The sequence below is a fragment of the Nocardia sp. NPDC051321 genome (genome assembly GCF_044455225.1).
In the GTDB taxonomy this organism is placed as follows: Bacteria; Actinomycetota; Actinomycetes; order Mycobacteriales; family Mycobacteriaceae; genus Nocardia.
On sequence record NZ_JBITEM010000001.1, the window covers coordinates 314,598 to 330,615 of the forward strand.

The window sequence follows — 16,018 nt, forward strand, 5'->3', positions numbered from 1 at the left end:
ACAACAATGTAGACGAACGCCGTTCGTTCCGCAAGAGGCACTTGTCGAGCTCCGCACGCGGGGAGGTGGACGAGCGGGTCGAGGGAGCTCAGTACGCTGGCTCAGGGCGCGCGACTCGCCCGCCGCTGCAAGAACCGGAAGGATTCATGTCCAACCTGATCAACCTCGAGCAGGTCTCCAAGAGCTTTGGGATCACTCCGCTGCTGGACAACGTATCGATGGGCGTCCACGCGGGCGAACGTATCGGCGTCGTCGGTCTCAACGGTGGCGGTAAAACCACGCTGCTCGAGGTGCTCACCGGTCTCGAGCCGCCGGACAGCGGACGGGTCAGCCGGGTCGGCGGGCTGCGGATCGCCACGGTGACGCAGCGCGGTGTGCTGCCCCCCGGTTCGACAGTCGGCGATGTCGTGCTGGCCGGTCTGGCCGATGACGCGATGACCGACGACGTTGCCGAGCATGAGTGGGCGGCCAATCCGCGTATTCGTTCGGTGATGGAGGGCATCGGCATCGCCGGGCTCGGCCTGGAAACCTCGATCGACAATCTGTCCGGTGGCGAGCGCCGCCGAGTCGCCTTGGCCGCCGCCCTGGTCCGCGATCTCGATCTGCTCGTGCTCGACGAGCCGACCAACCACCTCGACGTCGAGGGCGTGCAGTGGCTGGCCGAGCATCTGCTCAACCGCCGCAGCTCGCTCGTGGTGGTGACCCACGATCGCTGGTTCCTCGACACCGTCGCCACCAACACCTGGGAGGTCGTCGGCGGCAAGGTCGAAACCTACGAGGGCGGCTACGGCGACTGGATCTTCGCCCGCGCCGAGCGCGCCAGGCAGGCCGACGCCTCCGAGGCGCGCCGCGCGAACCTGGCCCGCAAGGAACTGGCCTGGCTGCGTCGCGGCGCGAAGGCCCGCACCTCCAAGCCGCGCTATCGGGTGGAGGCCGCCGAGGCGCTCATCGCCGATGTGCCCGCGCCGCGCGACAGCGTCTCGCTGGCCGCGTTCGCGCGAAAGCGCTTGGGACGCGTCGTTATCGAGCTCGAGGACACCACCCTCACCACCCCGGACGGCCGGGAGTTGGTGCGCGACCTGACCTGGCGGCTCGCGCCGGGGGAGCGGGTCGGCCTGGTCGGGGTGAACGGCTCCGGCAAGACCACGCTGCTCCGCACGCTGGCCGGCGAGACGGAACCGGCGGTGGGCAAGCGCATTCAGGGCCAGACGGTGCAGATCGGTTGGCTGCGTCAGGAACTCGACGATCTGCCGACCAATATGCGCGTGCTGGAGGCGGTGCAGCAGGTCGCGCAGCGAATCATGCTCGGCGACAAGGAGATATCCGCGGGTCAGCTCGCCGAGCGGCTCGGCTTCACGCCGGCTCGCCAGCGCACGCCGGTCGGCGACCTGTCCGGTGGTGAGCGGCGCAGGCTGCAGCTGACCCGCATCCTGATGGCGGAGCCGAACGTGCTGCTGCTCGACGAGCCGACCAACGACCTTGACATCGACACCCTGCAACAGCTGGAGGACCTGCTCGACAACTGGGCGGGCACCCTGGTCGTGATCAGCCACGACCGGTACCTGATCGAGCGCATCTGTGATTCGACCTGGGCGCTGTTCGGCGACGGCAAGCTCACCAACCTGCCCGGCGGCATCGACGAGTACCTGAAAAAGCGTGCCGCACAGGGTGGTGCCGTGGTTCGCTCGGGCGATGCGAAGGCCGCCCCGGTGACCGATGCCGCGACGCAGCGGGCGGCCCGCAAGGAACTGTCCAAACTGGAACGGTCCATCGAGAAGTTCGACGAGCGCGAGCGCAAGTTGCACGCCGCGCTGGCCGAGGCCGCGACCGACCCGGACAAGCTGGTCAAGCTCAACGCCGAACTCAAGCAGGTGGTCGCGGAAAAGGAAGCCGCGGAGGAACGTTGGATGGAGCTGGCGGACGGGTAACCGGTCCGTCAGTGCCCGGCGGCGCGGTGGTCCTGGATGGTCACCGGCAGACAGGTCCGCACGAAGTCGGCGCCGAAGCCGGTGAGGGCCACGCTGCGGTAGATCACCTTGGTGCCGAAGCCGGCGCGTTTCAGCAACTCGCGCACCGGGCCCTGCGCCTCCAGCAGCTGGTACCGGTGCGGATTGCCGACCGGCTCGCGCTCGTGCTCGACCAGGCCGAGCCTGCGCAGGTTGGTCAGGTACTGCTGGATCCGGTTCGGAAAGCGCAGCCCGGCCTGCTCGCCGACCAGCGTCAGCATCGACCCGACGCGTTCCGCGCCGAGCGCGCGCGGGCGGCCGGTGCGGATATCGATCGAGGGCTGCGGGCCGTCCAGGTGCAGGAACCGCAGGATGCGCGCCTCGTCCGGGGTCAGTTCGGCAAGCATGCCCGCGAACGCCGGATGGTTCTCGTCGTCACCGTGCGTGCTCGCCGACAACCGCAGCAGCGCGGCACCTTGCTCACGCAGGGTGGGAACGGCTTGCGCGGCAGGCTCATTCGGCGCCTCGGTGAAGCCGAGTGCCTGGCGCAGCCGGTCGCGCACCTCGGACTCGGCCTCGGCCAGCACTTCTCGCGGCGGCACGCCCTGGATGCTGCGGCGCACGACCGTCGAGGTGACGCCTAGCGCGGTCCCAAGACTCCACGCGGTCATACCGGTCGCCGCGGTCAAGGCCACCTTGGCGACGCCGGTGGCCGCGCGCACGCCCGCGACCGGATAGGGCACCCGCGAAGGTGATTCGTTGTGGCGGACGACTTGGCTGCCGGACCGTCGAGCGAGCTCCGTCGACGGCGCCACCTCCCCGGCGGTGTGCTCGACGTCCCCGGCATCGTCGCCGGATTTCGCTACAGCCATGTGGTCGCCACTCCTGTTCCGAATATCAGAATATGAGCGTATCCGGCGAACAGGCCCAGCACGCCGCCATGGAGAAAAAGCAGCCACTCATCTTGCTTGATGGCCGATCGCAGCATGTCGACGAAGTCCGGCGGCTGCAGTGCCGCCATCTGTTTGGCGATGTAGGCGTTGATCTGGCGGCCCTGGCGGACGTTGAACTCCGGGTCGGCGAAGGCGATCGGGGCGATGGCCATGGCCTCGGCGGTGAAGGTGTCCTGCAGCGTGTCGTAGTCGCGGCTGCCGAGCATGAACTTGACGGCGGGCCTGGCCGGGCCGAGGGCGAGGTCGGCGGCGGGCCGGAGGGTGTCCTCGAGCATCTGGATGGTGCGATCCGAGCGCGGGCCGTTGAGCAGTTCGTCGCCGATATTGGCGACCGTCAGCACCTGACTGGACACCAATTCGGCGTAGCCGTCGGTGATTTCGGACTGCCGCTTGATCAGCAGACCTTGCCGCCACGGGCACCACCACTTCGGATAGGCGGGCGCGAAGATCATGTTGATACCGACCCAGTTGACCACCCAGCCGATCACTACGCCGCCGATCGGCAGCACGGCCAGCGTCGACCAACCGGTCAGATGCAGGATGGCGACCAATACGACGCCCATCGGTGCGCCGAAGTAGAAGCCGAAATTGATCATGAACCGCAGTTCTTTCGCGCCGAGCACTTGGAACAGCGTGTTGAGCAGTTGCGGCCTGCCCTGGAAGTAGCGAATCACCATCTGCTTCACGTCGAGCAGTTGATCAATATTCGCGCCTAATTCATCCGTCAGCTCGCGCAGAATATCCGGCAGTTGCTGACGAACCCTGGCCTGCACCATGTCCCGCACTTGGCTCGGCAGGTTGTACCAGAGCTGTGGATGTTCGCGCTTGAGAATATCTTCGACGATCGTCTCGATCTGTTCGTCGGCGATGCTCGCGAGATGTTCGGCGAGCTTGTCCGGCTCCAGCTCGCGATAGAAATCGGCGACGCTGCCCAGTTTCGCCAGGCCCTTGTCGACCGCGATGCTCGCCATCTTGTCCGCGCGCGAGGGGACGATGCCCTGCCAGCCGAATCTCCCGTCGTAACTCAGTAGCGGAAGCACCTGAATTCTTTTGGGCAGGAAGGGATACAGCGCGCGAAGTCCGGGTAGTCGGAAGCCGTGGAACGCGATCGGCTGGAACAGCATGAGCACGCCGGTCCAGTTGGTGATGTATCCGATGATTCCCGTGAAAAGGGGGATAGTCAGAAGCTCTAGCAGGATTGTTGGGTGGACACCGAACACACTCTCTAACACGACACCCTCCTGCCGACGCACCGGTGACCGCCGCCTCACCGGATCATCAAAGTAGCACCATGTCGGCACCGGGACCTTATTGTGAGGGGAACAGCTGGGTCCACCTCGAGTGTGTGGCGCCACAGTGGCGCATGCCGAGATATCGGTCACAGTGTTCGAGTGGAATGCCGCATCTGCCGAGACCGACGGCAACAATGACCACCGACACAGGGGGCAGTAATCTGTGGGGCGGGATTCGTTCACCTGGCGATATCGGAGTATGACGTGGCAGACGACAGGGCCGGACAGGACATCATTCGAGCCGGTTCCCGCGCCGTTGAGCGCAGCTCGGATGTCGAACAGCGGCAGATCAGCAACGAGGCACGGTTGATTCGCGGCGTATTCCGCGCGGCGGGTGTCGCGGCGGGCAGTGTGGTGCGCGGCGGTCAGTGGGCGGTCGGCACCACCTTCGAGGTCACCAAGGAGATCACCCAGGCCGCGCTGGACGGCGAATCGTCCGCCGATATCGCGGAGCGAACCGGAAATGCGTTGCGTTCTATAGCCCGTAGCGCCCTCGGCGTCACCGAAGGTTCGGTGCGCGAGATCGTCAGCTATGTGCCGACGCCGAACGGGCCGGGCAACAACAGCGGCGCGCAGCAGCAGGCGCTCGCCGTGGGCTCTTATCTTCGTTCGGCGAGTATCGATGAGCTACGCCGCCGCGGCGACGCGCTGCTCGCGCGTTCGGCCGACGTCTACTTCACCGAAGATGTGCACCCGGCCTACGACCGCATCCTCGACGAACTGGCTCCCGACGAGGCGCGCATCCTGCGCTTCATGGCGCAGAACGGCCCGCAACCCTCGGTCGATGTGCGGACCAACCGGCCGCTCGGCATCGGCTCCGAACTGGTCCAAGGCGATCTGACCTCGGTGCCCGAGCAGGCGGGCGTCCGCTACCCGGACCGGTCGCGCCCCTACTTGATCAATCTCGGCAGGCTCGGGCTGACGCGGATCTCCGACGACCCGGTGGTGCTGAGCCGATACATGGTGCTCGAGGTGCAGCCGGTGGTCGAGGCCGCGCTGAAGAAGGCCGGTCGCGCCCCGAAAATCGTGCGCAAGAGTCTGCGTCTCACCGAGTTCGGCGAGGACTTCTGCCGCACCTGCTTCACCATCGCCAACTGAACCAAAAGTTGGATATTCGAGCTGCTGCCTAGGTCAACTGCGTGTACCTGTGGGAAACCATCGCGGGGCGTATCACTAAGAACAACGGTTGGCCGGAGTCGCCGTGCTCCGGGAAAGCAGACACGAAGGGTACAAATCTCCCAATTCGTGAAGCCATGGGCCTTCGGATGGGATTGTTAAGTATGGATCAGGGAACCGGCGGGCAAGGCCGCGGCGACCCGAGCGCGGGTGGCGGGCAGGAGCGGGGTAATCCCCGGATCGACATCGGTCGGCTGGAACGCGGCGACCCTGGGGCGAACGCAGGCGAGCAGGAACGCCGCGAGGGGAAACCGCGCGTCGACGATCGCGGGCTCGACGACATCACAGCCATCAGCAGATTGAAGTTCCGCTACCTACGCAGCCTCGACACGAAGTCCTGGGATGAGTTCGCGGACACCATGATTCCGGACGCGACCGCCACCTACAGCGAATACCTCCAGTTCGAGTCGCGCGACGCCTTCCTCGCGTTCATGCGCAACACCCTCGGCCCGCACGTCATCACCGAACACCGCTGCGACCACCCCGAGATCGACGTCGACGGCGACTCCGCGACCGGCACCTGGTACCTCGCCGACACCGTGCTCATCCCCGGCCACAATATGCTGCTGCGCGGCGCGGCCTTCTATTCCGACGAATACGTGCGCTGCGACGACGGCCGCTGGCGCATTTCGCACACGGGTTACGAACGCACGTATGAAGTGGTGCTCTCGCTGAGCGATCTGCCGAGCCTGCGTTTGACCTCGAGTCGCTGGGGTCTGATCTCCCGAGAAGACGGCATCATTTCCTCCGTCGAACGCGACCCCGGCGCACCACCCGTGCGGCGCGAACCAGAAGCAGGCTGACCCCGGCCGAAGGCCCCCTTCGGTCGGTTAGTCCGCTGTCGCGACCAGTGGCTCCAGGGTCAGCTTCGGGAATTCTTTTTCGATGTACTGCAGGCGCCATTTGTCGCTGAACAGCGCGAGTAGGGCGCCGTCGCTGCGGGTGAATACCTCGACGCCGCGTTGCTTGCCGAGTTCGTCCGCCGACGCGGCATCGGTGCGCCTGGCCAGGGTGTAGGGCAGGTTGTCCATCTTGGTTTCGACGTTGAACTCGGTCAGCATGCGGGCGGTGACCACCTCGAACTGCATCGGGCCGACGGCCGCGAGCACGGGGGACGCGTCGCCGCGAATGTCGTTGCGCAGCACCTGCACAACGCCTTCGGAGTCCAGCTGATCGATGGCCTTGCGGAACTGTTTGTACTTGCCCGCGCTTTCGGCGCGCAGCACCGCGAAGTGCTCCGGCGCGAACGACGGGATCGGCGGGAACTCCACCTTCTTGTCCACGAACAGCGTGTGGCCCGGGGCCAGCGCCGTCGCGTTCACCAGGCCGACCACGTCGCCGGGGTAGGCGGTGTCGACGGTGTTGCGTTCTCGGCCGAACACGGTCAGCGCGTATTTCGTCGCGAACGGCCGACCGGTCTGTGCGTGCGTGACCACCATGCCGCGCTCGAACTCGCCGGACACGATTCGCATGAACGCCAGCCGGTCCCGGTGCGCGGCATCCATCCCCGCCTGCACCTTGAACACCACGGCACTGAACGGTTCGGTGATCTCACGCGCGCCGCCGTGCACGTCGGGACGCGGGCCGGGCGCCGGTGCCAAGGAGACCAGCGCCTCCAGCAACTGCCGCACACCGAAATTCAGCATTGCCGAGGCGTAGATGACCGGCGAGGTCTGCCCGGCGAGGAACATTTCCTGATCGTGGTCCTGCCCGGTGGCCGAGAGCAGCTCGCTCTCCTCGACCGCGGTGGTCCACGGCTCGCCCTCGCGCGCCTCGGCCTGCGCCGGGGTCAGCGACTCCTCCGGCGCGATGGTCGCACCGCCCGCGGTGCGGGTGAAGTGGATGTATTCGAGCGGGGCACCCTCTTCGCCGCGGCGAAGCAGCCCGCGGAAGTCACCGGCGATACCGACCGGCAGAAACAGCGGTGTCGGGGTGAGCCCGATCCGCTCGTTGATTTCGTCGAGCAGTTCCAGCGGCGCCTGGCCGGGCCGGTCCCACTTGTTGATCACGGTGATGACCGGGATGCCGCGGTGGCGGCACACCTGGAACAGCTTGAGCGTCTGCGGCTCCAAGCCCTTGGCGGCGTCGATCAGCATCACCGCGGCGTCGACGGCGGTGAGCACCCGATAGGTGTCTTCGGAGAAATCGGAGTGGCCGGGCGTATCGACGAGGTTGATCACGCTGTCCACGTCGGAGCCCTCGGCGCGGTAATTGAACTGCAGCGCGGTCGAACTGACCGAGATGCCGCGCGCCTTCTCCATTTCCATCCAGTCCGAGACGGTGGAGCGGCGGCCTGCCTTACCGTGGATCGCGCCCGCTTCGGAGATCATCCTGGCGTGCAGCGCGAGCGCCTCGGTGAGCGTCGACTTGCCGGCGTCGGGGTGCGAGATCACCGCGAACGTGCGCCGTCGGGAAACCTCGGCGGGAAGTCCCTCAGGGGAGGCGGTCAACGGAACAACCTTTCACAGACGACCGATCGGCAACCTGTCTAATCTACGCGATCGACAAGGCCACGACACGACCTGTGCCTGACCACCCGATTCAAACTGCGCATAACCATTGCGGTATGGTGTTCGGGTTGTCTCGGCGAGGGTGACCGCAGACCTGATTTTGCGTTCACCGTGATCGACGCGGCTCGGCTTCCGGCCGTCCCCGTTGGTTCTTTCGTCGGACGAGTAGACCAACCTAGCCAGGGCGGAAACAGACCCTGGCGCACTGTTGACAGCCCGGAACAGCCGTAGGGAGTAGATCCAGTCATGTCCGACGCCAACCTTCTCGAAGCCGCCGTACGCACCGAGTTCGGTAAGGGTGCCGCCCGCCGTACCCGTCGCGCGGGCAACGTCCCCGCCGTGCTGTACGGCCACCAGGCCGACCCGCAGCACCTCTCGCTCGACGCCCGCGCCTTCTCCGCCATCCTGCGCGAGCACGGCACCAACGCGGTGCTCAGCCTCGTCATCGACGGCAAGAAGCAGCTCGCGCTCACCAAATCGGTTGTCGTGCACCCGATTCGCCGCTACATCGAGCACGCCGACCTGCTCATCATCAAGAAGGGCGAGAAGGTCACCGCCGACGTGAACGTCATCGTCACCGGCGACGCCGCCCCCGGTACCCTGGTCACCCAGGACGCCAACACCATCTCCATCGAGTCCGACGCGATGAACATTCCCGATTCCATCGAGGTCTCGGTCGAGGGCGTCGAGGCGGGCACCCAGATCAACGCGGGCGAGCTCACCCTGCCCAAGGGCGTCACCCTGAACGTCGACGCCGAGACCCTGATCGTCAACGTCATCACCGCCCCGCAGTCCGAGGCCGAGGTCGAGGAAGCCGCCGAGGCTGCTGCCGCCGCCGCCGCCGACGCCGCGAGCGCCGAGTAAGTAGTACCGGGAATCGGTTGTCGATGACCGAATCCACCACCGGACCCGCGCTCGTTGTCGGACTGGGCAACCCAGGCACCGAATACGAGCGGACCCGGCACAACGTGGGGTTTTTGGTCGCCGACGTGCTCGCGGAGCGCGTCGGCGGCCGTTTTACCGTGCACAAGAAGTCCGGTGCCGACCTGCTGCAGGCCCGGCTCGACGGCCGCCAGGTGCTGATCGCCAAGCCGCGCTCGTTCATGAATCTGTCCGGGCGCCCGGTCGCCGCGCTGGCGAAGTTCTTCTCCGTGCCGCCGACCGAGGTGATCGTCGTGCACGACGAGCTCGACCTGCAGTTCGGCGAGATCCGGCTCAAGCGCGGCGGCGGCGAGGGCGGGCACAACGGCCTTCGCTCGGTGTCGAGCGCGCTGACCACCAAGGACTACCTGCGCACCCGGATCGGGATCGGCCGTCCGCCCGGTCGGCAGGATCCGGCCGACTACGTGCTCAAGCCGTTCTCGGCGCCGGAGCGCAAGGAAGTGCCGGTCATTGTCGAGCAGGCCGCGGACGCCGTCGAGCTGTTGCTCCGGGTCGGGCTGGAAGCCGCGCAGAACCGGGTGCACTGAGCGCCGCGAATTCGCCGCGCTGTCAATGCCTTTCGCTGTGCGCCGCCGTTCAGCTGAAGCTGTAACGGGTTTGGCTGAACGGCTCGCCTTTGCCGAAGGCCAGCACCTTGGCCGGTGCGATGGCATAGACGAGGGCGATATGTCCCGCACCGTCGTCGAATCCGTCATCCACCACCGCAAAATCCCAGTCCAGCTCGGACTTCCACAACTTGGCCAGCTGCCGCAGCGTGGCCTGGTCGGTGATCCGGACGGCGGTGCCCTCGACCACCACGTCGAGTCCTGAGTTCATCTCGTTGGTGCCGGTGGTGAGAATGCAGCGCGGCTCCGCGGCCAGGTTCACCGCTTTCTGCTCCTGAGCCCCGGTGCAGATGTGCAGGGCGCCGTCATGCCAGATCGCGGGCAGTGGCGTGACATGCGGGCGTCCATCGCGCCGAGTCGTGCTCAGCCAGAACATTTCCGACGCGGTCAGTACCTCCCGCACCGCGGACCACTCCGGTGTGGTGGCACCGGGACTGCTGAAGCCTTCGTTCAGTTCGACGGTCGGCTCGAGCTCGGGCATAGCTGTCTCCTATTCGCTGGATATCAATACAGACGACGCCGGCGACAGAAGCTCATCGGTCGCCGCTCAGCGCAGGTGGACGGCGGTGGCGGCGCGCCGGAGCTTGCCGGAGGAGGTCTTCGGCAGCGCGCCGGGTCCGAGTACGGCCACGGTACGCGGACGAGAACCCACCTCCGAGAACACCGCGTGCACGATCTCGCGCTCGATTCGCTTGACCGCCTCGGCATTCTGGTATTCGTTGCTCTCCACCACCACCGCGAAACTCTCGCGCTTCTGCCCGGCGTCGAGGCGCACGGCGACCGCGTTGCCGGGTCGCACGCCGGTCACCCTGGTGGCGGCACGCTCGATGTCGGTGGGGTAGATGTTGCGGCCGCCCATGATGATGACGTCCTTGATCCGGCCGCACACCACGATCAGGCCCTCGTCGGTGAAGTAGCCGATGTCGCCGGTGTCGAGCCAGCCCGCGTCGTCCTGCGCCGGTCGGAAGCCGTTAACCGTGACGTAGCCGGAAGTGACTGCCGGGCCGCGTAATTCGATGACGCCGACGGATCGGCTCGGCAGTTCCTGGCGTTCCGCGTCGACGACCCGGCCCTCCAGATGATCGACTAGGTAACCCAGTGTCGGCAGCCTGCGGACATTGCCGGGATGCCCGTGCGGGTCGGGCACCGGCACGGCCTTGCCGAGCGCCTCGAGCAGGTCGGCGTCGATGACATCGATCACCTGGCCCAGGCCTGGATCCGGAATCGACACGGCCAGTGTGGTTTCCGCCATGCCGTACACCGGGGTGAGCGCCATCGGGCTGAGCCCGAAGCGTTTTCCGGCCGCGGCCAACGTCTCCATGGTGTCCGGGTCGACCGGCTCCGCGCCGTTCCACATGTAGCGGACGCTGCTCAGATCGAACGCGCCGTCGTCGGCCTGCTTCAACCGGCGAGCCAGCAGTGAGTACGCGAAATTCGGTGCGGCGGTGACGGTTCCGCGATATTTGGCGATCAGCTCAGCCCATAACAAGGGGCGCATCAGGAAGTCGATCGGCGTCACGCAGACCACCTCGGCGCCGATTTGCATGGGGACACTGAGGAATCCGACCATGCCCATGTCGTGGAACAGCGGCAGCCAGCTGACCATCACGTCGTCGTCGAGCTGGAACTTCACCCGGTCGAACATGGCGTAGGCGTTGACGAAGAAGTTGCCGTGCGTGATCCGCACCGCCTTGGGCGATCCGGTCGAGCCAGAGGTCAACTGCTGCAGGGCGATATCGTCCTCGGCCGTCGGCACCGGGTCGGTGTCCGCGCCGTCGTGCAGCTGGTCGATCCGCACCACGGTGATGCCGCGCTCGCGCAGCAGCGGCTCGGCCGCCTCGAATGGGGCGCCCAGCACCACCGCGCGCGCCTCGATCATGGTCAGCACGGTCTCGGTGTCGCGGGCCCAGACGACGAGATCGGTGCGCGGGGTCGGCTGGTGCAGCATGGTTATCGACGCCCCGCGCATCCAAATGGCCTGGCAGGCCGGCGCGATATCGACCGGCATGCCGGCCAGCACGCCGACGGCGTCACCGTGTCCGATACCCGCCGCCGCGAGGCCGCCCGCCATCCGCCGGGCGATCCGATGGATCTCGCCCCAACTCTGGCGCCGGGGTGCGTCCGGCTCGCCGGTCACCAGCCCCCGGGTCGACGCCTGCGCCGTCGCATACATCTCGTCGGTGAACCTGCTCAACGTCAACTCCCTCATCACCAGCTTCGGGCCGCCTGTCGACCTGAATCAACTATCCCGCCATTCCGGCGTGGCGTTAACCCTTTTCCCGCGTGTCGATGTTTGCTGGAGTGTCGCAAGTAGCGGGTTCGATGAGCTTATTCGCGGCAGTAGCGGCGGCGGATGGGTCAGTAGCCGAACCGGCGTATCGGTGCGGCAGTGATCTATCTCGCCGAGGTGGCGTAGCGCATTACTTGGCTGCGGGACTCCGGAACGTGGTGGCGTACTGGTCGACGTAGTGGCGGCCGGAGCGGGCCGCGAGCTCGCGCATCAGCTCGTCGGTGTTCGTGCGCGCGACATGACGCTGCTCGGCGGGCAGGTAGTAGCGCGGAGTGCCGAAGCTGATCCGGACCTTGCCGAAACGGGGCAGCCGGGTGCCGCGGGGGTTGACGCGGTCGGTGCCCGCGAGCACGACCGGGATCACCGGGGCGCCGGTGGCCATCGCTACCCGCAGGGTGCCGGTGCGGCCGCGATAAATCCGTCCATCCGGCGAACGAGTCCCCTCGGGGTGGATGGCCCACACACCGCCCGCCTCGAGAATCCGGGTGGCCGCGGCGAGCGCGTCGGCCGCGGCGCTGCCGCCGGTCCGGTCGACCGGCACCTGGCCCGCCGCCGAGAAGAACCAGCGCTTGAAGCGGCCGCGCAGGCCGGTCCCGGTGAAGTACTCCTGCTTGGCCAGGAAGGTGACCTGACGGGGCAGCACGAGCGCGAGGTACAGCGAGTCGATCACCGCGAGGTGGTTGGCCGCGACGATCACCGGTCCGGTGCGCGGAACTTGTTCGAGCCCTTCGACTTCCGGTCTACCCAGCACCCGCAAGATGGGGCCGAGAAACACGTACTTGAAGAGCCAGTACCACACGTAGACCTCCGGGGAAAAAGAATGTGTAGACACTGTCTACCGCATCCTTGTAGACAGTGTCTACGATTCCGTGAGATATTGCCGAGAAAGTCATGTTCGGGCGCGACAACTGATACGGAGAGGCGGAACAGTGCCGCTGCGGGAACGCCTGGTCGACGCGGGTGTGGACCTGTTGGAAGAGGTCGGCGCGGCGCAATTGGGACTTCGCGCCATCACCCGGGCCGCAGGTGTCTCACATGGGGCACCGCGCAGACATTTCCCGACCCATCGCGCGCTGCTGGCCGCCATCGCGTCGCGCGGATTCGTCGATCTGATCGACCGATTCGCCGCAGTCGATCCCGGCACGAGCCCGCGAGATCGCTTGGCGCGCATGAGCGTCGCATACGTCGAATTCGCCGGTGAACGCCCCGAGATGTTCACCCTGATGTTCCGCCACGACCTCCTCGAAGGCTCCGGCGAAAACCTGCGAGCCACCACACTCCCGCTCTTCGCGCGATTCGCCGCCCTGGTCGATGAGGCCGCCCAGCCCGGACCCGTGGACCCGGCTGAACGCGCGATCGCCCTGTGGACAAACCTCCACGGCATAGCCGCCCTCCAGGCAAACCGCAGCCTGCGCCTGGTCGCCCCCGCCACCGACACCCGCTCCCTAGTAGACCGAGCCCTCGACCTACACCTCACCTGACAGCGAGGTCGTCCGCCTTGTTGACGTGAGTCAAATGGTCGCTTTACAAGAGCATTTAACGACCATATGACTCACGTCGATGGGGCTACAGCGCGGCTACGGTGGTGATGAAGTGGTCTAGCTCGTCGAAGCTCACGAAGCAGTGGGGGGAGGCGCGGACTACGGAACGCAGTCCGCGGCCGGTCATGTCAAGCAGGGTGGAGCTGGCGTGGCTCACGGTTACCGTGATGTGCTGGGCGGCCAGCCGATCGCGGACGGTAATGGCGTCGATGCCGTCGACGGTGAACGAGACGATGCCGCTATGCCGAATGCCGATGTCGCGCACCGTTACTCCGGGAATCTCGGGGAGCGCCTTGCGCAGGTGTGCGGCGCGGTCGGCGATGGCGTCGTACACGTTTTCCGGGCCGAGGTCGAGCAGGTATTGCACGGCCGCGCCGAGGCCGAGGCGCCCGGCCACGTCGCATTCCCAGAACTCGAAGCGTCTGGCGTCGGGCGCGAGGCGGTAGTCGTCCGGTCCGATCCATTCCGCGCTGTGCAGGTCGAGGCGTCCCGGTTCGAGCGACTCCACCAATGCCGGTCGGACGTAAAGGAATCCGGTGCCACGCGGTCCGCGCAGCCACTTACGGCCGGTGGCCGACAGCGCGTCGACGTCGAGCTCGGCCACATCGATCGCGAGCTGCCCCGTCGACTGGCACGCGTCCAGCAACACCAGCGCACCCACCGAATGCGCGATCCTGGTGGCCTCGGCGACCGGGTTGACCAGGCCGCCGTTGGTCGGCGCGTGCAGCAGCGAGACCAGCTTGACCCGTTCGTCGACCATTGCCGTCAGCGCGTCGAGATCGAGCTGCCCGGTGCCGTCGCTCGGGATCCGCTCGACCGTCGCCCCGGTGGCGCGGGCCCGCTGCAACGCCGCGATGGCGTTGCTCGCGTAGTCGGACTCGGAGATCAATACCCGGTCGCCCGCGGCGAGTGGAATCGAGTAGAAGAAGTCGGCCCACGCACGAGTCGCGCTGTCGCTCAACGCGATGCTGCTCGGCGCCGCGTTGATCAGCGTGCCGATCGCGGTTTTCACCGCGGCGAGATCGCCGAGGCGTTCGTTCGCGGCACGGTAGCCACCGATCTCGGCTTCGCGCCGCAGATGGTCGATGGCGGTATCGAGGACCACCCGCGGCGGCAGTGACGATCCGGCACTGTCGAGGAAAACCGAACCCGGCTCGGCACTGGACGCACAACCCGGAGTGTCGGCTCGGACACGCTCTTCATCCAGCATGATTTCGACTTTAACGGGCACGGCCGGGCGGAGTCCGCCCGTCCCTGGCTGGTCCCCAGTTCGGATTCTTGTCGATTTCTTGTCGGTCCCGCTCGCTACTCTGGATGGACCGCCGCGAGCGGATCACAGCACGGCCACGCGGTGGTGACAGATCGACGGCGGACACGAAACCACAGCAACTCGGACGCACAGTGGAGGTTGGCATGGCGGTCACGCTGGAATCAGAGCTGGTCAGTCGGGTTATTCACGACCGAGATCTCAATTCGCGGGCCGCCGCGGAAGCGTATATCGGTGGTGTCTGCTTCAAGCAGGGACCACCCACGCTGATCGGCGCCGAGCTCGAATGGCTCACCGTGCAGGGTGAGTGTCAGGCGTCAGGCCCCTCGGCCGCCCCGCGTCCGCAATTGACTGCTCTTGCGGATGCCCTCGGACCTTACGCACCACGGTCCATCGCCCCCGATTCGCCGGAAAAGGCATTACCAGGGGGCAGCCGGGTCACCATCGAACCCGGCGGTCAGATCGAACTATCCAGCGCACCATTCGCTGATGCCGCGCAGCTGAGTACCTCGCTCCGCGACGATGCCCGCCTCTTGCGGGAACTTCTCGAATCCCGGTCCATCCGAACCGTTTCCGCTGCCGCCGACGCGGACCGCCGCCCCAAGCGGCTGCTCCAGTTGCCGCGCTATCGCGCCATGGAACAGACCTTCGCCGGTATCGGCCCGTACGGCAAGCTCATGATGTGCAATACCGCCGCGACCCAGGTCAGCGTCGATGCGGGCGCCGATCGCGCCGACATCGCCGCCCGCTGGACCGCGCTCTATGCCATCGGCCCGGCCATGCTTGCCGCCTTCGCCTGCTCGCCCGCTTTGCGCGGTGCACCGGCCGGCGAGTGGGCCTCCCAGCGGATGCGGGCTTGGCTGCGCCTCGACAACGCCAGAACCAGGCCGCCGCTGATGGATTGGGCGGATCCGATCGTCGGCTACAGCAGATGGGCGCTCGACGTGCCGCTGCTGTGTGTCCGAAGACCGGACGGTGACGGGCTCGGCGCGAATGGGCACGGTGCCGACACCGGCTGGTCCCCGCCGCCGGGAGCCACCTTCGCCGATTGGCTCTCCGGTGCCTTGGACGACGAGGTCGGCCGCAGACCAGACCGCAACGACCTCGACTATCACCTGACCACGCTGTTCCCGCCGGTACGCGCGTCCGGATATCTGGAGGTCCGCTACATCGACGCCCAGCCCGGCGACAGCTGGACCGTCCCCATCCACGTCCTTGACGCGCTCATGTCCAGCCGCACCGTCGTGGCCGAGGCGATCGCTGTCGCCGCACCACTCGCCGGGCGCTGGCTCGATGCCGCTCGCTATGGATTGGCCGAGCTGGAGATCCGGGCCGTCGCGGTCGAGCTCCTCGGCCTGGCCGCGGCCAACGCGGCGTCGGCAGCGGCCACCCGGGAGATCGAATCCGCCGCCGAGCGATGTCGCAGCGGCCAGGGACCCGTGGCGGAATCCGCCATGGACGGTGCCAGGGCGGGCGGTTCCGGAGTCGTCTCGTGA

At 66.8% G+C, this 16,018-nt stretch carries 14 protein-coding genes; 7 read left to right on the top strand and 7 right to left on the bottom strand.

Annotated elements, in window-relative coordinates; translation table 11 throughout:
• Nucleotides 1-146: 146 nt before the first annotated feature.
• Nucleotides 147-1,928, top strand: a complete 1,782-nt coding sequence (locus ACIA8C_RS01405) for an ABC-F family ATP-binding cassette domain-containing protein (protein ID WP_397130274.1) — start codon at nucleotides 147-149, stop codon at nucleotides 1,926-1,928.
• An 8-nt stretch (nucleotides 1,929-1,936) separates the two neighbouring features.
• Here ACIA8C_RS01405 and ACIA8C_RS01410 read toward each other — a convergent pair whose 3' ends face one another.
• Both ACIA8C_RS01410 and ACIA8C_RS01415 read right to left on the bottom strand, forming a co-directional pair.
• Nucleotides 1,937-2,818 (bottom strand): Abi-alpha family protein, encoded by an 882-nt coding sequence (locus tag ACIA8C_RS01410; protein WP_397130275.1) that lies wholly within the window; start codon nucleotides 2,816-2,818, stop codon nucleotides 1,937-1,939.
• On the bottom strand, nucleotides 2,809-4,374 hold the full coding sequence (locus ACIA8C_RS01415) for a hypothetical protein (RefSeq protein WP_397130276.1): 1,566 nt from the start codon (nucleotides 4,372-4,374) through the stop codon (nucleotides 2,809-2,811). Before ACIA8C_RS01415 ends, ACIA8C_RS01410 begins: the two co-directional genes overlap by 10 nt.
• Nucleotides 4,375-4,395: 21 nt before the next feature.
• On the opposite strand from ACIA8C_RS01415, the gene ACIA8C_RS01420 reads away from it, so the two are divergent.
• Nucleotides 4,396-5,289 (top strand): Abi-alpha family protein, encoded by an 894-nt coding sequence (locus ACIA8C_RS01420; RefSeq protein WP_397130277.1) that lies wholly within the window; start codon nucleotides 4,396-4,398, stop codon nucleotides 5,287-5,289.
• Between the two features lie 359 nt (nucleotides 5,290-5,648).
• The gene (locus tag ACIA8C_RS01425; protein WP_397130732.1) at nucleotides 5,649-6,170 is read left to right on the top strand and encodes a nuclear transport factor 2 family protein; all 522 of its coding nucleotides are present in this window, start codon (nucleotides 5,649-5,651) and stop codon (nucleotides 6,168-6,170) included.
• 27 nt (nucleotides 6,171-6,197) lie between these two features.
• On the opposite strand, the gene ACIA8C_RS01430 is transcribed toward ACIA8C_RS01425, so the two are convergent.
• The gene (locus ACIA8C_RS01430; protein ID WP_397130278.1) at nucleotides 6,198-7,817 is read right to left on the bottom strand and encodes a peptide chain release factor 3; all 1,620 of its coding nucleotides are present in this window, start codon (nucleotides 7,815-7,817) and stop codon (nucleotides 6,198-6,200) included.
• A gap of 306 nt (nucleotides 7,818-8,123) precedes the next feature.
• Here ACIA8C_RS01430 and ACIA8C_RS01435 point away from each other — a divergent pair, with 306 nt between their 5' ends.
• Both ACIA8C_RS01435 and pth read left to right on the top strand, forming a co-directional pair.
• Nucleotides 8,124-8,741: a 50S ribosomal protein L25/general stress protein Ctc gene (locus ACIA8C_RS01435; protein ID WP_397130279.1), complete on the top strand. Its 618-nt coding sequence runs from the start codon at nucleotides 8,124-8,126 to the stop codon at nucleotides 8,739-8,741.
• A gap of 23 nt (nucleotides 8,742-8,764) precedes the next feature.
• A complete protein-coding gene (pth, locus tag ACIA8C_RS01440; RefSeq protein ID WP_396994273.1) occupies nucleotides 8,765-9,346 on the top strand; it encodes an aminoacyl-tRNA hydrolase in 582 nt (193 codons plus the stop codon).
• A gap of 49 nt (nucleotides 9,347-9,395) precedes the next feature.
• On the opposite strand, the gene ACIA8C_RS01445 is transcribed toward pth, so the two are convergent.
• The 3 genes from ACIA8C_RS01445 to ACIA8C_RS01455 all read right to left on the bottom strand — a co-directional run bounded on the left by ACIA8C_RS01445 (nucleotide 9,396) and on the right by ACIA8C_RS01455 (nucleotide 12,513).
• The gene (locus ACIA8C_RS01445; RefSeq protein ID WP_397130280.1) at nucleotides 9,396-9,905 is read right to left on the bottom strand and encodes a pyridoxamine 5'-phosphate oxidase family protein; all 510 of its coding nucleotides are present in this window, start codon (nucleotides 9,903-9,905) and stop codon (nucleotides 9,396-9,398) included.
• 66 nt (nucleotides 9,906-9,971) lie between these two features.
• Nucleotides 9,972-11,618, bottom strand: coding sequence for a fatty acyl-AMP ligase (locus ACIA8C_RS01450; protein ID WP_396994272.1), 1,647 nt, complete (start codon nucleotides 11,616-11,618; stop codon nucleotides 9,972-9,974).
• 226 nt (nucleotides 11,619-11,844) lie between these two features.
• Nucleotides 11,845-12,513 carry a lysophospholipid acyltransferase family protein gene (locus tag ACIA8C_RS01455; protein WP_397130733.1) on the bottom strand — a complete coding sequence of 223 codons (669 nt, stop codon included), beginning with the start codon at nucleotides 12,511-12,513 and terminating at the stop codon, nucleotides 11,845-11,847.
• Nucleotides 12,514-12,643: 130 nt separating this feature from the next.
• Here ACIA8C_RS01455 and ACIA8C_RS01460 point away from each other — a divergent pair, with 130 nt between their 5' ends.
• The gene (locus tag ACIA8C_RS01460) at nucleotides 12,644-13,195 is read left to right on the top strand and encodes a TetR/AcrR family transcriptional regulator (protein ID WP_397130281.1); all 552 of its coding nucleotides are present in this window, start codon (nucleotides 12,644-12,646) and stop codon (nucleotides 13,193-13,195) included.
• Nucleotides 13,196-13,280: 85 nt separating this feature from the next.
• On the opposite strand, the gene ACIA8C_RS01465 is transcribed toward ACIA8C_RS01460, so the two are convergent.
• Nucleotides 13,281-14,465 (bottom strand): aminotransferase class V-fold PLP-dependent enzyme, encoded by a 1,185-nt coding sequence (locus ACIA8C_RS01465; protein ID WP_397130282.1) that lies wholly within the window; start codon nucleotides 14,463-14,465, stop codon nucleotides 13,281-13,283.
• 203 nt (nucleotides 14,466-14,668) lie between these two features.
• Between ACIA8C_RS01465 and egtA the strand changes: the two genes are divergently transcribed.
• A complete protein-coding gene (gene egtA / locus ACIA8C_RS01470) occupies nucleotides 14,669-16,018 on the top strand; it encodes an ergothioneine biosynthesis glutamate--cysteine ligase EgtA (RefSeq protein ID WP_397130283.1) in 1,350 nt (449 codons plus the stop codon).

What these genes read in the sequence shown, in the direction of transcription:
- ACIA8C_RS01445 (WP_397130280.1), bottom strand. Translation starts at nt 9,905, where the DNA reads ATGCCCGAGCTCGAGCCGACCGTCGAACTGAACGAAGGCTTCAGCAGT.
- ACIA8C_RS01405 (WP_397130274.1), top strand. Translation starts at nt 147, where the DNA reads ATGTCCAACCTGATCAACCTCGAGCAGGTCTCCAAGAGCTTTGGGATC.
- pth (WP_396994273.1), top strand. Translation starts at nt 8,765, where the DNA reads ATGACCGAATCCACCACCGGACCCGCGCTCGTTGTCGGACTGGGCAAC.
- egtA (WP_397130283.1), top strand. Translation starts at nt 14,669, where the DNA reads ATGGCGGTCACGCTGGAATCAGAGCTGGTCAGTCGGGTTATTCACGAC.
- ACIA8C_RS01465 (WP_397130282.1), bottom strand. Translation starts at nt 14,465, where the DNA reads ATGCTGGATGAAGAGCGTGTCCGAGCCGACACTCCGGGTTGTGCGTCC.
- ACIA8C_RS01435 (WP_397130279.1), top strand. Translation starts at nt 8,124, where the DNA reads ATGTCCGACGCCAACCTTCTCGAAGCCGCCGTACGCACCGAGTTCGGT.
- ACIA8C_RS01410 (WP_397130275.1), bottom strand. Translation starts at nt 2,818, where the DNA reads ATGGCTGTAGCGAAATCCGGCGACGATGCCGGGGACGTCGAGCACACC.